This window comes from Streptomyces sannanensis, from assembly GCF_039536205.1.
Taxonomy (GTDB): domain Bacteria; phylum Actinomycetota; class Actinomycetes; order Streptomycetales; family Streptomycetaceae; genus Streptomyces; species Streptomyces sannanensis.
On record NZ_BAAAYL010000001.1, the window covers coordinates 5,017,366 to 5,033,587 of the forward strand.

General features: G+C 69.5%; 18 protein-coding genes. 17 read left to right on the forward strand and 1 reads right to left on the reverse strand.

Features of this window, described 5'->3' with window-relative positions:
• Positions 1–64: 64 nt before the first annotated feature.
• Entirely contained in the window at positions 65–1,612 is a 1,548-nt protein-coding gene (ffh, locus tag ABD858_RS23555; protein ID WP_345040898.1) for a signal recognition particle protein, read from the forward strand.
• 87 nt (positions 1,613–1,699) lie between these two features.
• On the forward strand, positions 1,700–3,613 hold the full coding sequence (gene ftsH / locus ABD858_RS23560) for an ATP-dependent zinc metalloprotease FtsH (protein WP_345040900.1): 1,914 nt from the start codon (positions 1,700–1,702) through the stop codon (positions 3,611–3,613).
• Between the two features lie 235 nt (positions 3,614–3,848).
• Here the strand turns inward: ftsH and ABD858_RS23565 are convergent, their stop codons facing one another.
• Complete coding sequence (locus ABD858_RS23565) at positions 3,849–4,646, reverse strand: SAM-dependent methyltransferase (RefSeq protein ID WP_345040903.1); 798 nt, start codon at positions 4,644–4,646, stop codon at positions 3,849–3,851.
• Between the two features lie 200 nt (positions 4,647–4,846).
• Between ABD858_RS23565 and proS the strand changes: the two genes are divergently transcribed.
• The 15 genes from proS to ABD858_RS23640 all read left to right on the forward strand — a co-directional run bounded on the left by proS (position 4,847) and on the right by ABD858_RS23640 (position 16,211).
• Entirely contained in the window at positions 4,847–6,262 is a 1,416-nt protein-coding gene (proS, locus tag ABD858_RS23570) for a proline--tRNA ligase (RefSeq protein WP_345040905.1), read from the forward strand.
• 241 nt (positions 6,263–6,503) lie between these two features.
• Entirely contained in the window at positions 6,504–7,097 is a 594-nt protein-coding gene (locus ABD858_RS23575) for a hypothetical protein (protein ID WP_345040908.1), read from the forward strand.
• Between the two features lie 171 nt (positions 7,098–7,268).
• The gene (rpsP, locus tag ABD858_RS23580; protein ID WP_345040910.1) at positions 7,269–7,697 is read left to right on the forward strand and encodes a 30S ribosomal protein S16; all 429 of its coding nucleotides are present in this window, start codon (positions 7,269–7,271) and stop codon (positions 7,695–7,697) included.
• 2 nt (positions 7,698–7,699) lie between these two features.
• Positions 7,700–7,939 carry an RNA-binding protein gene (locus ABD858_RS23585; RefSeq protein ID WP_007266827.1) on the forward strand — a complete coding sequence of 80 codons (240 nt, stop codon included), beginning with the start codon at positions 7,700–7,702 and terminating at the stop codon, positions 7,937–7,939.
• A gap of 94 nt (positions 7,940–8,033) precedes the next feature.
• Positions 8,034–8,621 carry a ribosome maturation factor RimM gene (gene rimM / locus ABD858_RS23590; protein WP_345040913.1) on the forward strand — a complete coding sequence of 196 codons (588 nt, stop codon included), beginning with the start codon at positions 8,034–8,036 and terminating at the stop codon, positions 8,619–8,621.
• The gene (gene trmD / locus ABD858_RS23595; protein ID WP_345040915.1) at positions 8,621–9,442 is read left to right on the forward strand and encodes a tRNA (guanosine(37)-N1)-methyltransferase TrmD; all 822 of its coding nucleotides are present in this window, start codon (positions 8,621–8,623) and stop codon (positions 9,440–9,442) included. Before rimM ends, trmD begins: the two co-directional genes overlap by 1 nt.
• A gap of 128 nt (positions 9,443–9,570) precedes the next feature.
• Complete coding sequence (gene rplS, locus ABD858_RS23600) at positions 9,571–9,921, forward strand: 50S ribosomal protein L19 (protein WP_345040917.1); 351 nt, start codon at positions 9,571–9,573, stop codon at positions 9,919–9,921.
• 44 nt (positions 9,922–9,965) lie between these two features.
• Positions 9,966–10,652 (forward strand): signal peptidase I, encoded by a 687-nt coding sequence (lepB, locus tag ABD858_RS23605; protein ID WP_345040920.1) that lies wholly within the window; start codon positions 9,966–9,968, stop codon positions 10,650–10,652.
• A complete protein-coding gene (lepB, locus tag ABD858_RS23610) occupies positions 10,645–11,724 on the forward strand; it encodes a signal peptidase I (RefSeq protein ID WP_345040922.1) in 1,080 nt (359 codons plus the stop codon). Before lepB (ABD858_RS23605) ends, lepB (ABD858_RS23610) begins: the two co-directional genes overlap by 8 nt.
• A complete protein-coding gene (gene lepB, locus ABD858_RS23615; protein WP_345044805.1) occupies positions 11,624–12,523 on the forward strand; it encodes a signal peptidase I in 900 nt (299 codons plus the stop codon). Before lepB (ABD858_RS23610) ends, lepB (ABD858_RS23615) begins: the two co-directional genes overlap by 101 nt.
• A gap of 33 nt (positions 12,524–12,556) precedes the next feature.
• A complete protein-coding gene (lepB, locus tag ABD858_RS23620) occupies positions 12,557–13,303 on the forward strand; it encodes a signal peptidase I (protein ID WP_345040924.1) in 747 nt (248 codons plus the stop codon).
• Positions 13,293–13,781 carry an NUDIX hydrolase gene (locus ABD858_RS23625; protein WP_345040926.1) on the forward strand — a complete coding sequence of 163 codons (489 nt, stop codon included), beginning with the start codon at positions 13,293–13,295 and terminating at the stop codon, positions 13,779–13,781. The genes lepB (ABD858_RS23620) and ABD858_RS23625 overlap by 11 nt, the downstream gene beginning before the upstream one ends.
• Positions 13,782–13,836: 55 nt before the next feature.
• Positions 13,837–14,145 (forward strand): DUF2469 domain-containing protein, encoded by a 309-nt coding sequence (locus ABD858_RS23630; protein ID WP_008745401.1) that lies wholly within the window; start codon positions 13,837–13,839, stop codon positions 14,143–14,145.
• Positions 14,146–14,230: 85 nt separating this feature from the next.
• Positions 14,231–14,590 carry a YraN family protein gene (locus ABD858_RS23635; protein ID WP_345040928.1) on the forward strand — a complete coding sequence of 120 codons (360 nt, stop codon included), beginning with the start codon at positions 14,231–14,233 and terminating at the stop codon, positions 14,588–14,590.
• Between the two features lies 1 nt (position 14,591).
• Positions 14,592–16,211 (forward strand): YifB family Mg chelatase-like AAA ATPase, encoded by a 1,620-nt coding sequence (locus ABD858_RS23640; RefSeq protein WP_345040931.1) that lies wholly within the window; start codon positions 14,592–14,594, stop codon positions 16,209–16,211.
• Positions 16,212–16,222 lie beyond the last annotated feature (11 nt).

The following is a 16,222-nucleotide window of genomic DNA, read 5'->3' on the forward strand; positions in this document are numbered from 1 at the left end:
TCCGGTCCGGATACTCTGGAGGACGACTGTCTCTGCCCCCGACCACTGAGGACCCGCGACCGCCGTGTTCGATACCCTCTCCGATCGCCTTTCCGCGACCTTCAAGAACCTCAGAGGCAAAGGCCGGCTCTCCCCTGAGGACATCGACTCCACGGCACGTGAGATTCGTATCGCGCTGCTCGAGGCGGACGTCGCGCTTCCCGTCGTCCGGGCCTTCATTGGCAAGGTCAAGGAGAGGGCTTCCGGTGCCGAGGTCTCCAAGGCTCTGAATCCGAGCCAACAGATCGTGAAGATCGTCAACGAGGAGCTGGTCGGCATCCTCGGTGGCGAGACCCGCCGCCTCCGCTTCGCCAAGCAGCCGCCGACCGTGATCATGCTCGCGGGTCTGCAGGGTGCCGGTAAGACCACCCTCGCCGGAAAGCTCGGCAAGTGGCTCAAGGACCAGGGGCACACCCCGCTCCTCGTCGCCTGTGACCTTCAGCGACCCAATGCCGTCAACCAGCTGAGCATCGTCGCCGAGCGCGCGGGTGTGGGCTTCTACGGCCCGCAGCCGGGCAATGGCGTGGGTGATCCGGTCCAGGTCGCCAAGGACTCGATCGAGTACGCGCGGACCAAGGTCCACGACGTCGTCGTCGTCGACACCGCCGGCCGCCTGGGTATCGACCAGGAGATGATGCAGCAGGCCGCGGACATCCGCGACGCCGTGCAGCCGGACGAGATCCTGTTCATCGTCGACGCGATGATCGGTCAGGACGCGGTCAACACCGCCGAGGCCTTCCGTGACGGTGTCGGCTTCGACGGTGTCGTGCTGTCCAAGCTGGACGGCGACGCCCGCGGTGGTGCCGCGCTGTCCATCGCGCATGTCACCGGCAAGCAGATCATGTTCGCGTCGAACGGCGAGAAGCTGGACGACTTCGACGCGTTCCACCCGGACCGTATGGCGTCCCGCATCCTCGACATGGGTGACCTGCTCACCCTGATCGAGCAGGCGGAGAAGACCTTCAGCCAGGCCGAGGCCGAGCAGATGGCGGCCAAGCTGGCGAAGGGGCCGAAGGAGTTCACGCTCGACGACTTCCTGTCCCAGATGGAGCAGGTCAGGAAGATGGGCAGCATCTCGAAGCTGCTCGGCATGCTGCCCGGCATGGGGCAGATCAAGGAGCAGATCAACAACCTCGACGAGCGGGACGTGGACCGTACCGCCGCGATCATCAAGTCGATGACTCCGGCCGAGCGGCAGGACCCGACGATCATCAACGGCTCGCGCCGTGCCCGTATCGCCAAGGGTTCGGGTGTCGAGGTCAGCGCGGTGAAGTCGCTCGTGGAGCGGTTCTTCGAGGCTCGCAAGATGATGTCGCGCATGGCCCAGGGCGGCGGTATGCCGGGCATGCCGGGCATCCCGGGCATGGGTGGCGGCCCGGGCCGGCAGAAGAAGCAGGTCAAGCAGGCCAAGGGCAAGCGCAAGAGTGGCAACCCGATGAAGCGCAAGGCGGAGGAGGCGGCCGCCGCGGCGCGCCGGGAGCAGGCGCAGGCGGGCGGCGCGTTCGGGCTGCCGACCGGGCAGGACGGGCAGGACTTCGAGCTCCCGGAGGAGTTCAAGAAGTTCATGGGCTGACGCCCGTCGCGGTACGAAGCCAGGTGGGCACCCCCTCTGTCAATGGAGGGGGTGCCCACTTCGCTTATATGGCGTAACGTCCGGAATGTGACCAACCCTGTCCCGCCGCGCCAGACCCCGGACAAGCCGTGGCGTTCCGAGGGCGCTCCTCCGCCGGCTCCGCCGAAGAAGCGGATGCCCAGTGGCTGGGTGGGGCTGGTCCTCGCCGCGGTGGTCGTCTTCCTGCTCGCCAACCTGGTGGTGGCGCAGGTCACCAAGGGCAACGAGAAGGCGATCTCGTACACGGAGTTCAGCAAGCAGGTCGGGGCGGGCAATGTCGCGAAGATCTACTCCAAGGGCGACGCGATCCAGGGCGAGTTCAAGACCTCCCAGTCGCTGTCCGGCGGCACGGAGAAGTACGTCAAGTTCACCACCCAGCGACCTTCCTTCGCGGACGACAAGCTCTGGTCCGAACTCACCAAGAAGAACGTCACGGTGACGGCCGAGCCGGTCGTCCAGGAGCACAGTTTCCTGACCAATCTGATGCTGTCGCTCGCGCCGATGGTGCTGCTGGTCGCGCTGTGGGTGTTCATCAGCCGGCGGGTGGGCAGTGCGATGGGCGGCATGCTCGGGCGCAAGGCGCCGCCCAGGCCCGTGGAGCTGCTCGAGGGCAGGCGCACCTCGTTCGCCGACGTGGCGGGGATCGACGAGGTCAAGGGGGAGCTCGACGATGTGGTCGACTTCCTCAAGCATCCCGACGCGTACCGCCGCATGGGCGCGAGGATGCCTGGCGGGGTGCTGCTCGCGGGTCCTCCGGGCACCGGCAAGACGCTGCTGGCGCGGGCGGTGGCGGGGGAGGCGGGGGTGCCGTTCTTCTCCGCGTCCGCGTCCGAGTTCATAGAGATGATCGTCGGGGTCGGGGCGAGCCGGGTGCGGGAGCTCTTCGGGGAGGCCCGCAAGGTCGCCCCGGCCATCATCTTCATCGACGAGATCGACACCATCGGGCGGATGCGCGGCGGCGGCGCCGCGATGGGCGGGCACGACGAGCGCGAGCAGACGCTGAATCAGATCCTCACGGAGATGGACGGTTTTACCGGTTCCGAGGGTGTGGTCGTCGTCGCCGCCACGAACCGCGCCGATGTCCTCGACCCCGCGCTGACCCGCCCGGGCCGCTTCGACCGGATCGTGAACGTCTCCCCGCCCGACCGCGGCGGGCGCGAGGCGATCCTCAGGATCCACACCCGTGAGATCCCACTGGCGAACGATGTCGACCTCACCCATGTCGCCCGTACGACTCCGGGCATGACCGGGGCGGATCTCGCCAACCTCGCCAATGAGGCCGCACTCCTCGCGGTCAAGCGCCAGCGGTCGTACGTCACCCAGTCCGATCTCTCCGACGCCCTGGAGAAGGTCCAGCTCGGTGCGGAGCGCCCGCTCGTGATGCCGCCCGAGGAGCGCCGCCGCACCGCTTACCACGAGAGCGGCCATGCGTTGCTCGGGATGCTCCAGCCGGGCGCGGACCCGGTGCGCAAGGTCACCATCGTGCCGCGGGGCCGGGCGCTGGGTGTCACGCTGTCCACGCCGGAGGCGGACAAGTACGCGTACACCGAGGAGTATCTGCGCGGCAGGATCATCGGCGCGCTGGGCGGCATGGCGGCCGAGCAGGTCGTCTACGGGGTCGTCACGACGGGCTCGGAGAGCGATCTGGAGCAGGTCACGAGTATCGCGCGGGGCATGGTCGGGCGTTGGGGGATGAGCGAGCGCGTCGGCCGCCTCACGGCCATACCCAGCGATGCCCAGCAGGCGTACGGCCTGTCGGCGGCGCCGGTCACGCTGGACCGGGTCGACAGCGAGATGCGGCGGATCGTGGACGAGTGCTACGACAAGGCGTGCAGCCTGCTGCGCGAGCACCACGACAGGCTGGACGCCCTGGCGGAGGCGCTGCTGGAGAACGAGACCCTCGAGGAGCAGGCCGCGTACCGTGCGGCCGGTATCCCACGCCTGGCCAAGGATGAATCCTGATCAGGATTTATGCCTGTCTGCCTGGCGAGTGAGCCGAAGGGGCGCGCGGGTGTCGAAAGGGAGCGTGGGCACCTCTGGGGGAGGTAGCTGGGGGAGCGCAGAGGCTCCGAGGAACGAGGGGCCGAGGCTGCATCGTTGTGCGGCTCCGCCGCGTGGTCGACCGTCGACACACGCTTGAGCGCCGCGTGGGGGTCCCCCCCCGGACGAAGTCTGGGGGAGAACCGAGCCGCAGAAGTCAGGGCACGCGCGTGATCATGTAGCGGAACACATTGGGCATCCAGACCGTGCCGTCCTTGCGGAGATGGCGGTGCAGGGCCTCGGCGAGTTCCTTCTCGACCTGTGGCGGGTCGGTCGCCCGGGCCGCCGTGTCGAAGAGGCCCGTGGAGAGCAGGCCGCGGACCGCGCTGTCGAGGTCGGCGTAGCCGAAGGGGCAGGCCACCCGGCCGGAGCCGTCGGGCTTCAGTCCGGCGCGCGCGGCGACGTCCTCCAGGGTGTCCCGGCCGAAGGCGGGCGGGGTGTCGCTCAGCCGGCCGGCCACTCGCAGCACGGCTGAGGTGGCGCAGCGCTCAGCCGGCCCCCAGCCGGCCAGCACCACGGCGCTGCCGCGCTCCGCGAGCGGCACGGCGGCCGTCAGGGCGGCTACGAGGGCCTCCGAGTCGCCGGCGGTGCACCCGATCGGGTCAAATGCGGTGATGAGGTTGTAGCAGCCGGGGGTCTCCGCCGGACCGCTCTCCAGCAGCCGGGCCCGGTCGCCCGGTGCGTCGGGCAGCTGCCGCAGCCGCTCACGGGCGAGGGCGAGCCGCTCGGCATGGGTGTCGGTTCCGGTGAGGTGTACGCCCCTGCCGGCCGCCATGAGAAGGGCGAGCCCGGAGCCGCAGCCGAGGGCGAGCAGCCGGGTGGCGGGGCCGACCTCCAGGCGCTCGTACACCGCTTCGTAAAGCGGTACCAGCATCCGTTCCTGGATCTCCGCCCAGTCCCGGGCGCGAGCGCGGGCATCCGGGTTCGGGTGGTGCCGGACGAGCGTCGGTGTCATCGAAAGCGCCCCAATCCGCCGAGAGGTCAGCTGTGCCCTGGTTGACAGGCCCCCCGTGTACGCGTGCGCTCGCACTTCCCCCGTATGCCAGAGAACTCCGCATCCGTGCCCGCGTCCAGAGGCTGTACGGCACTGTCCGGCCCGGTCCCCGTCCGGGGCCGATTCACGATTCATGATGCGTACGCAATACGATTCCTGCCATGGCAAAGGCACCCGTTCTCACGCCCCAGGCGGAAGACTTCCCCCGCTGGTACCAGGACCTGGTCAACAAGGCCGAGCTGGCGGACAACGGCCCGGTGCGCGGCACCATGGTCATCCGACCGTACGGGTACAGCCTGTGGGAGCGGATGCAGCAGGAGATGGACGCCCGCATCAAGGAGGCCGGCGCCCAGAACGCGTACTTCCCGATGTTCATCCCGCAGGCCTACCTGACGAAGGAGGCGGAGCACGTCGAGGGCTTCTCCCCGGAGCTCGCGGTCGTGACGCACGGAGGCGGCAAGGAGCTGGAGGAGCCGATCGTCGTGCGCCCCACCTCCGAGACGATCATCAACGACTACTTCTCGAAGTGGGTGCAGAGCTACCGCGATCTGCCGCTGCTGATCAACCAGTGGGCGAACGTGGTCCGCTGGGAGATGCGTCCGCGCGTGTTCCTGCGCACCAGCGAGTTCCTCTGGCAGGAGGGCCACACCGCCCATGCCACCTATGAGGACGCCCGTGACTACGCGGCCCGTATCCACCGGGACGTCTACGCGGACTTCATGGTCAACGTGCTGGGCATCGACGTGGTCCTGGGCCGGAAGACTCCCAAGGAGCGCTTCGCGGGCGCCATCAACACCCTCACGCTCGAGGCCATGATGGGCGACGGCAAGGCGCTGCAGATGGGTACGAGCCATGAGCTCGGCACCAACTTCGCCAAGGCGTTCAACACCTCCTACCTGTCCAGGGAGGGCAAGCAGGAGCTGGTCTGGCAGACCTCGTGGGGTGTGTCGACCCGTATGGTCGGCGGTCTGATCATGTCGCACGGCGACGACAACGGTCTGCGTGTCCCGCCGCGTCTGGCGCCCGTCCAGGTCGTCGTGCTGGCCATCAAGGGCGACGAGGCGGTGCTCGCCAAGGTCCGCGAGATCGGTGACCGGCTGAAGGACGCGGGCATCCGGGTCCGGATCGACGACCGCACCGACACGCCGTTCGGCCGTCGCGCCGTCGACTGGGAGCTGAAGGGCGTACCGGTACGGATCGAGGTCGGCCCGCGCGACCTGGAGAGCCACACCGTGATGCTGGCCCGCCGCATTCCGGGCGGCAAGGAGCAGGTGCGCATCGAGGCGCTGGCCGAGCTGCTGCCGCGGGTACTGGAGGAGGACCAGGCGCTGCTGCTGGCACAGTCGCGTGAGCGGCGCGAGGCCCGTACCACCGAGGTGACCACGTTGAAGGAGGCCGCCGAGGCCGCCACCGCCGGCGGCTGGGCGCGCATCCCGTGGGCGAACGTCGGCGCCGAGGGCGAGGCCGAGCTGGCCGAGCAGGCGGTGACCGTACGCTGTCTGGTCACAGAGGACGGGGCGGTGCCGGACGCGGATGACGCCCCGGGTACTGTCGCTCTCGTGGCCCGCGCCTACTGAGGCGCCCCGGGCGCCTCTGGAGCCTCTTGCCGGGCGGTACGCCCCGGCGTGCGGACTTTGTCTACGCGCCGGGGCGTACGCGCTGGTACGTACCACCTTGGTGCGAGCTGCGCTGCTTCTCCGCAGATCAGCGCACCCGCCCTCGTCCGGACAGATGAATGCCAACTGACTGGTACGTGCAAAATATTTGGGATGACCCCGGAATCGGAACACGGGGGCACTCCGGCTCGTTGGGCACGACGTGAGCACGACACCACCTGTTCTCGCCGCAGAGCTGGCGCAGGCGTGGGCCGACATTCAAAGGTTCCACCCCGAGCTGCCGGATCTTGCCGCGCCCGAGTCCCTGATCGGAGAGTCGTCGTCGGCCTGTGGCCATGAGCTCTCCTTCGAACGACTGCTCCATGAAGCAGTCCATGGCATCGCTGCCGCACGCGGGGTGCGCGACACCTCACGCGCCGGCCGCTATCACAACCGCAGATTCCTGGCGATCGCCGAGGAGCTCGGCCTCGACCATCCCGAGGAGCCCCACCCCAGCAGCGGCTTCTCCCTGGTCACGCTGAACCCCGAGGCGCGTCGGCGCTACCGGCCCACGATGGAGAGACTCCAGCGGGCGCTGCGGGCGCACACGGTCGCCACCGCCGCCGACAGCAAGCGCTCCTTCCGCGGACCGGCGGCCCGGCACGGCTCGTCCGGCGGCGGGGTCCGGGTGAAGGCGGTGTGCGACTGCGGACGCAATGTCCGCGTGGTTCCGTCCGTTCTGGCGCAGGCGCCGATCGTCTGCGGCGGCTGCGGCAAGCCGTTCCGTATCCCCGAAGCGGTTGCCGCGGCGAGCTGAGCCCGGGCCCCGACGCGCTGCGGGCGTGTGGCACAATGGCTAGCTGTACTCGACAGTCGCACAGGACCCCTCTCTCCTCCGGCTGACGCGTCCATCGGGCCATCGGGTACCGCAACCCCACGCGGCATCTCGTTGTGCCCAACCACGTCAACATCAGGAGACACCACTCCCGTGGCAGTCAAGATCAAGCTGAAGCGTCTGGGCAAGATCCGTACGCCTCACTACCGCATCGTCGTCGCCGACTCCCGTACCCGCCGTGACGGCCGGGCCATCGAGGAGATCGGTCTGTACCACCCGACGTACAACCCGTCGCGCATGGAAGTCAACGCTGAGCGCGTCGCGTACTGGCTGGGTGTCGGCGCGCAGCCGACCGAGCCGGTGCTCGCCATCCTGAAGAAGACCGGCGACTGGCAGAAGTTCAAGGGCGAGCCCGCCCCGGCGCCGCTGCTCGTCGCGGCCCCGAAGCCGGAGCGTCCGTCCTTCGACGCGTTCGCCACCGCTGAGGAGCCCAAGGGTGAGGCCATCACCCAGAAGGCGAAGAAGGCCGACAAGAAGGCGGACGAGGCCGAGGCCGCGTCCACCGAGTCGACCGAGGCCTGAGCATGCTCGAGGAGGCTCTCGAGCACCTCGTGAAGGGCATCGTCGACAACCCCGACGATGTGCAGGTCGCCTCGCGCAACCTGCGCCGCGGGCAGGTGCTCGAGGTCCGGGTGCACCCCGATGACCTCGGCAAGGTGATCGGCCGCAACGGCCGCACCGCGCGCGCCCTGCGTACCGTCGTGGGTGCCATCGGCGGCCGCGGTATCCGTGTCGACCTCGTCGACGTGGACCAGGTTCGCTGAGAACGTTGGCTGTGCTGAATTGAGAAGCGCCGGCTCGGGCCGGGGAGGGCCTTGGGCCTTCCCCGGCCCGTAGTCGTAGACAGGAGAATTACCAGTGCAGCTCGTAGTCGCGCGAATCGGCCGCGCCCATGGCATCAAGGGCGAGGTCACCGTCGAGGTGCGTACGGACGAGCCGGAGCTGCGGCTCGGACCCGGCGCCGTGCTGGCCACCGACCCCGCGTCGCGGGGCCCGCTGAAGATCGAGTCGGGCCGGGTGCACAGCGGCCGGCTGCTGCTGCGCTTCGAGGGGGTCCGGGACCGTAACGCCGCCGAGGAGCTGCGCAACATCCTGCTGATCGCCGAGGTCGATCCGGACGAGCTGCCGGAGGGCGAGGACGAGTACTACGACCACCAGCTCATGGACCTCGACGTGGTGACGGCGGACGGGACCGAGGTCGGGCGCATCACCGAGATCTCCCACCTCCCCTCGCAGGACCTGTTCATCGTGGAGCGGCCCGACGGCAGCGAGGTGATGATCCCCTTCGTCGAGGAGATCGTCACCGAGATCGACCTGGAGGAGCAGCGGGCGGTGATCAACCCGCCGCCGGGTCTGATCGACGACCGCGCGGTCGTCGCCTCGGCGCGCGAGTCCGAGGCGAAGGCCCCGGACGAGGGCGGCGACGCGGGCAGGGGTGACGCCTGATGCGTCTGGACGTCGTCACGATTTTCCCCGAGTACCTGGATCCGCTGAACGTCTCACTGGTCGGCAAGGCGCGCGCCCGCGGGGTGCTCGACGCGCACATACACGACCTGCGGAAGTGGACGTACGACCGGCACAACACCGTCGACGACACTCCGTACGGCGGCGGTCCCGGCATGGTCATGAAGACCGAGCCCTGGGGCGAGGCCCTGGACGACACCCTGGCGAGCGGTTACGAGGCGGGCGCGCACGGCCCGGTGCTGGTCGTGCCCACGCCCAGCGGCCGGCCCTTCACCCAGGAGGTCGCGGTCGAGCTCTCCGAGAAGCCGTGGCTGATCTTCACACCGGCCCGCTACGAGGGCATCGACCGCCGCGTCATGGACGAGTACGCCACCCGGATGCCGGTGTACGAGGTGTCCATCGGTGACTACGTGCTGGCCGGCGGTGAGGCGGCCGTCCTGGTCATCACGGAGGCCGTCGCCCGGCTGCTGCCCGGCGTGCTCGGCAACGCCGAATCGCACCAGGACGACTCCTTCGCCCCCGGCGCGATGGCCAATCTGCTGGAGGGCCCCGTCTACACCAAGCCCCCGCGGTGGCGCGGCCGCGACATCCCGGAGGTGCTGCTCAGCGGACACCACGGGAAGATCGCCCGCTGGCGCCGCGACGAGGCGTTCCGCCGTACGGCCCGGAACCGCCCCGATCTCATCGAGCGCTGCGACGCGTCCGCGTTCGACAAGAAGGACCGGGAGGTCCTGTCCATACTGGGCTGGCAGCTCTCGTCCGACGGCCGATTTTGGCACAGGCCCGAGGCCGTGGAAGAATAGGCCGCTGCTGTGCGTCCGGCGTGCGCCCCTGCCACAGGGGGACACGACGCCCGCCCGATGCCACGGTCCCCATCCCACTTCCAGATTCCGTTGATGACCTGTGGCATCAGCGAGGAAAGCAGACGAACATGTCTCACCTGCTCGACTCCGTCAACGCCGCGTCGCTGCGCACCGACGTCCCGGCCTTCCGTCCCGGTGACACCGTGAACGTCCACGTTCGCGTCATCGAGGGCAACCGCTCCCGTATCCAGCAGTTCAAGGGCGTTGTCATCCGCCGCCAGGGCTCTGGTGTCAGCGAGACCTTCACGGTCCGCAAGGTCTCCTTCTCCGTCGGCGTCGAGCGCACCTTCCCGGTGCACAGCCCGATCTTCGAGAAGATCGAGCTGGTGACCCGTGGTGACGTCCGCCGCGCCAAGCTGTACTACCTCCGTGAGCTGCGCGGCAAGGCCGCGAAGATCAAGGAGAAGCGCGACAGCTGAGCGCACGCACGGTTCCGAGGATGGCCGGATAGGCTCTGGCCCCGATGGACACCGAAGCACAGTCTCCGGAGCGCGACCGCTCTCCCGGGCCCCCGAGCGGGGCGGGAGAGGGGTCGCGCTTCTTGCGTTTTTCGCGGATGAAGCTGAAGCCGCTGCTGGCCGTCACGGCGCTGCTGAGCCTGCTGTTGCTGGTTACCACCTTTGTGGTGCAGCCCTTCCAGATCCCCAGCGGTTCCATGGAGCCGACCCTCCAGGTCGGCGACCGGGTGCTCGTCAACAAGCTGGCGTACCGCTTCGGTTCCGAACCGCTGCGCGGGGACGTGGTGGTCTTCGACGGTGAGGACTCCTTCGAGCACAGTGGTCCCGCCAGCGACTACATCAAGCGTGTGGTCGGTGTCGGCGGCGATCGGGTGGTCTGCTGCGACCAGCGGGGGAGGGTCAGGGTGAACGGCCAGGCCCTCGACGAGGAATACATCCATCCGGGTGATGTTCCGTCGCAGGTGCCCTTCGACATCGTGGTACCGCGCGGCACTCTGTGGGTCATGGGAGATCACCGCAGCCGGTCCAGCGACTCGCGCGACCATCTCGGCGAGCCAGGCGGCGGCATGGTGCCGCTGGACCGGGTCGTCGGGCGGGCTGACTGGATCGGCTGGCCGTCCGGCCGCTGGGGCGCCATTCCTTCGACGTCCGCTTTCGCAGCCGTGCGGAACCCGGACGGGGCCCATGGGTAGCCGGGGCAGACCGCGGTCCGGTCACCGGGCGGACGAGCAACTGCCGAACGGAAGCCGGCCGAGCGGCGGCCGTCGGACGGCCGGCCGGGCCGAACGGCGGAAGCTGGCGCGGAAGGTCAAGCGGCGCAGGCGCAGGTCGGCGGTGAAGGAGATACCCCTTCTCATCGGTGTGGCACTGCTGATCGCGCTGGTCCTGAAGACGTTTCTGGTACAGGCGTTCGTCATCCCGTCCGGATCGATGGAGCAGACGATCCGGATCGGCGACCGGGTTCTGGTGGACAAACTGACCCCGTGGTTCGGGTCGAAGCCGCAGCGTGGCGACGTGATCGTCTTCCAGGACCCCGGTGGCTGGCTGAAGGGCGAGCAGACCGCCAAGGGCACGGCCGACCCGGTGGTCGTCAAGCAGGTCAAGGAGGCGCTGACCTTCATCGGGCTGCTGCCTTCCGCCGATGAGCAGGACCTCATCAAGAGAGTCGTCGCGGTCGGCGGGGACAGGGTGAAGTGCTGCGACGAGGACGGCCGGGTCACCGTCAACGGCGTACCGCTCGTCGAGCCGTATCTTCACCCGGACAGCAGACCCTCGCAGGTGACGTTCGACGTCACGGTTCCGGCCGGGCGGCTCTTCGTGATGGGCGACCACCGCTCCAACTCGGCCGACTCACGCTTCCATCTGGACGACCCCTACCAGGGCACCGTCTCGGAGGACGAGGTCGTCGGGCGTGCCGTGGTGATCGCCTGGCCGTTCGGGCACTGGGGGTGGCTGGAAGAGCCGGAGACGTACGCCGGCGTCCCGGACGCGCGGGAAGGGTCGCCCACAGCGCTCGGTGATTCGCATAGGGTGTCCACCCAGGATCCCAAGGAAGCGATCCTGCTCCCGAGCCCTGCGGAACTCTCGCTCGTTATGGGAGTGGTGAGCCTGCGCCTGATGCGGCGCGGGCCGTGGCACGGAGTGAGGAGTGAACGTGGGGGATGTGGCGGTCGGCGCACGATCCGGACACGACGAACCGGAAGAGCGGCCGGAAGCGGCGGACCGGCCCCCGAGCGCCGGCGGGGACGGCAACCGGACCTCTGACGAGGGTGCGGCGTCCGAAGGCAGCGGCGACGGTGCGCGGCGCCAGCAGCGTTCCTTCTGGAAGGAGCTGCCGCTGCTGATCGTCATCGCCCTGGTGCTGGCGCTGCTGATCAAGACGTTCCTGGTGCAGGCCTTCTCGATCCCGTCCGACTCGATGCAGAACACCTTGCAGCGCGGCGACCGGGTACTGGTGGACAAGCTGACGCCGTGGTTCGGGTCGGAGCCGGAACGCGGAGAGGTCGTGGTGTTCCACGACCCGGGCGGCTGGCTGGAGGGCCAGCCGACGCCCGAACCCAACCCGGTGCAGAAGTTCCTGAGCTTCATCGGCCTGATGCCGTCCTCCGAGGAGAAGGACCTCATCAAGCGGGTCATCGCGGTCGGCGGCGACACGGTGGAGTGCAAGAAGGGCGGCCAGGTCCACGTCAACGGCAAGGCCCTCGTCGAGCCGTACATCTTCCCTGGCAACACACCCTGCGACGATGCTCCTTTCGGTCCGATTCAGGTCCCCGAGGGCCGGATCTGGGTGATGGGCGACCACCGTCAGAACTCGCTGGACTCCCGCTACCACCAGGAGCTCCCCGGTCATGGGACGGTGCCTGTCGACAAGGTCGTCGGCCGGGCCGTCGTGGTCGCCTGGCCGATCAGCCGCTGGTCGACGCTTCCGGTGCCCGGCACCTTCGACCAGCCGGGGCTGAACGTGGCCGCCGCCGTGGCGCCCGGCGCGCTGGGACTCGCGGGCGCGGTACCGCTGGTGCTGTGGCGCAGGAAGAGGCTGACCGCCGGGCCTACCGCCCGGTAAGGTGCCGTCCCAGATCCGGAGAGGAGCACTGGGATGGCCGGAACAGGCGCGGTTCACAGAACGAATGCGGTCGACGGCCCCGGCCGGCTCGGCAGTCTGCTGTCGGGCCTGGCCGTGGCCGTCGGTTGTGTGGTCTTCCTCGGCGGGTTCGTCTGGGGAGCGGTCGTGTACCAGCCCTACACCGTGCCGACCGACTCGATGACGCCCACGGTCAAGGCGGGCGACCGGGTGCTCGCCCAGCGCATCGACGGCGAGCAGGTGCGCCGCGGCGATGTGGTGGTCTTCACCGACGCGGTGTGGGGAGACGCACCGATGGTGAAGCGGATCGTCGGGATCGGCGGCGACAGGGTCGAGTGCTGCGATGCGCGGGGGCGGCTCTCGGTGAACGGCAAGGCCCTGGAAGAACCGTATCTGCAGGGCGACGGCCCGGCCTCGTACACCCAGTTCAGTACCGAGGTGCCGCAGGGGAAGCTGTTCCTGCTCGGCGACTATCGGAGCACCTCGGTGGATTCCCGCGGGCACCTCATGGACTCCACACAGGGCGCCGTGCCCGTTTCCGCGGTGCGGGGCCGGGTGGACGCGGTCGCCTGGCCGATGGGCGGCATGGTGGAGCGCCCCAGCGATTTCGCCGCGCTGCCCGGAGGCGTGTCCCGGCCGGGGCCGATCGCACTGGTGCTGGGCTCGGTGGTGGCGGGTGCCGTACTCATCCTGGGGGGTGCGGCGTACGGTTCTGTCGCCAGGCTGTTCGTACGGAGAAGGGTGGCGTCCGGTGCCCGATGAGCTGCGCAGGGTGGCCAGGGTCGTACTCCTCGACCCCGAGGACCGCATCCTGCTGCTGCACGGATACGAACCGGCCGACCCCTCCGACACATGGTGGTTCACCCCCGGCGGCGGTATGGAGGGCGACGAGACCCGGGAGGAGGCGGCGCTGCGGGAGCTGGCGGAGGAGACCGGGATAACGGAGGTCGAGCTCGGTCCGGTGCTGTGGCGGCGTACCTGTTCCTTCCCGTTCGACGGGCGGCGCTGGGACCAGGACGAGTGGTACTTCCTGGCGCGTACGAAGCAGACCACGACGGCTCCGGCCGGGCTGACGGAGCTGGAGCGGCGCAGTGTCGCGGGGCTGAGATGGTGGACCTCCGCCGAACTGTCCGCCTCGCGTGAGACGGTGTATCCGACCAGGCTCGCCGAGCTGCTGCGCACGCTGCTCGACGAGGGCCCGCCGAGTGCGCCTGTGGTCCTGGCGCCGGAAATCGTCTAGAGGCCTCCGGGACTGGCGCACAATAGGGGGACGCACGGCTGAAGGGGAACATGCCATGAGCGCCGAGGACCTCGAGAAGTACGAGACCGAGATGGAGCTGAAGCTCTACCGGGAGTACCGCGACGTCGTCGGTCTGTTCAAATACGTGATTGAGACCGAACGGCGCTTCTACCTCACGAACGACTACGAGATGCAGGTGCACTCGGTGCAGGGTGAGGTCTTCTTCGAAGTATCGATGGCGGACGCCTGGGTCTGGGACATGTACAGGCCGGCCAGATTCGTCAAGCAGGTACGGGTGCTCACATTCAAGGACGTGAACATCGAGGAGCTCAACAAGACTGATCTCGAGCTTCCGGGTGGCTGAGTTGTCCACAACCGGCGAGTAGTCCACCAAGATCCACTCACGGGCGGGTCGACGCGTCACAGTCGGTGCCGGAGGTGGTGCCGACATGAACGCGACGGGGGCACTTGGGCGGTACGGCGAGGACCTCGCGGCGCGGCGGCTCGCCGGCGCGGGGATGACCGTGCTGGCCCGCAACTGGCGATGCCGGGCGGGAGAGATCGACATCGTGGCCCGGGACGGCGACGTCCTGGTCGTCTGCGAGGTCAAGACACGAAGAGCCGGACCGTTCCAGCATCCGATGGCCGGCGTCACGCCGGCCAAGGCCGAGCGGCTGCGGGGACTCGCCGAGCGGTGGATCGCCGAGCACGGCGGAGCCCCGCCGGGCGGGGTGCGCATCGACCTCGTCGGCGTGCTGCTGCCCAGTCGTGGCGCGCCCGTCGTCGAGCACGCTCGGGGGGTGGCCTGACATGGGGTTCGCGCGCACCTGCTCGGTGGCCCTGGTCGGCGTCGAGGGCGTGGTCGTCGAGGTCCAGGCCGACCTGGAACCGGGCGTGGCCGCCTTCACGCTGGTCGGCCTGCCGGACAAGAGCCTGGTCGAAAGCCGCGACAGGGTCAGGGCGGCGGTGGTCAACTCCGGCGCGGAGTGGCCCCAGAAGAAGCTGACGGTGGGCCTCAGCCCGGCGTCCGTCCCGAAGAGCGGCAGTGGTTTCGATCTGGCGGTCGCCTGTGCGGTGCTGGGCGCGACGGAGCTGATCGATCCTCGGGAGATCGCCGACCTGGTGCTGATCGGCGAGTTGGGGCTCGACGGCAGGGTCCGCCCGGTGCGCGGGGTGCTCCCGGCCGTTCTCGCCGCGGCCGAGGCCGGTTACCGGCAGGTCGTCGTACCGGAACAGACCGCGGCCGAGGCGTCGCTGGTGCCGGGGATCTCGGTCCTCGGGGTGCGCAGCCTGCGGCAGCTGATCGCGGTGCTCACCGACGCGCCGGTGCCGGAGGAGGAGCCGGCCGGCGAGGGGCGCCCTGACGCCATGCTTGCCGGGTTGATGGTGCCCGGTGCCGGGTTGGGCGCGGGGCTGGCGGCGGACGCCGACCGGGGGAGCCTGCCGGACCTCGCGGACGTGGCCGGGCAGCAGGGCGCCCGGATGGCCCTGGAGGTCGCCGCGGCGGGACGGCACCATCTGCTGCTCACCGGGCCGCCGGGCGCGGGCAAGACGATGCTCGCGGAGCGGCTGCCCGCGATTCTGCCTCCGCTGACGAAGCAGGAGGCGCTGGAGGTGACGGCGGTGCACTCGGTCGCGGGAATTCTGCCGCCGGGCCAGCCCCTGGTCTCCACGCCGCCGTACTGCGCACCGCACCACTCGGCGACGATGCAGTCCCTCGTGGGCGGTGGCAACGGCCTGCCGAGACCCGGGGCGGTCTCCCTCGCGCATTGCGGTGTCCTCTTCCTCGACGAGGCACCCGAGTTCACCGGCCATGCTCTGGATGCCCTGCGGCAGCCACTCGAATCGGGACACGTGGTGGTGGCCCGTGCCGCCGGGGTCGTCCGGCTGCCCGCCAGATTCCTCATGGTGTTGGCCGCCAACCCGTGCCCCTGTGGACGGCACACCCTCAACGGCGCGGGATGCGAGTGCCCCGCCTCGGTGATCCGTAGATACCAGGCCCGGCTGTCCGGGCCGCTGCTCGACCGGGTGGACCTGCGGGTCGAGGTCGAGCCCGTCAGCCGTCAGGCCCTGCTGGGCAGCGGCTGTCGGGGTGAGGCCACCGCGGACGTCGCCGAGCGGGTCTGCGCGGCCAGGGAACGGGCCGCCGCCCGCCTGGCGGGCACACCGTGGACGACCAACAGTGAAGTGCCCGGTCATGAGCTGCGCACCCGTTGGCAGGTGGCCCCCGGTGCGCTCGCAGCCGTGGAACGCGATCTGGAACGGGGCTTGCTGACGGCCCGTGGCCTCGACCGTGTCCTGCGCGTCGCCTGGACGGTCGCGGACCTGGCGGACCACGACCGTCCGGAAGAGGAGGACGTCGCCATGGCCCTGGAACTCCGCACCGGCATCGCTCGCGGCGCGCCGCTCGTGTTCGGGGGTGGGCGGTGACGTCGAGGACG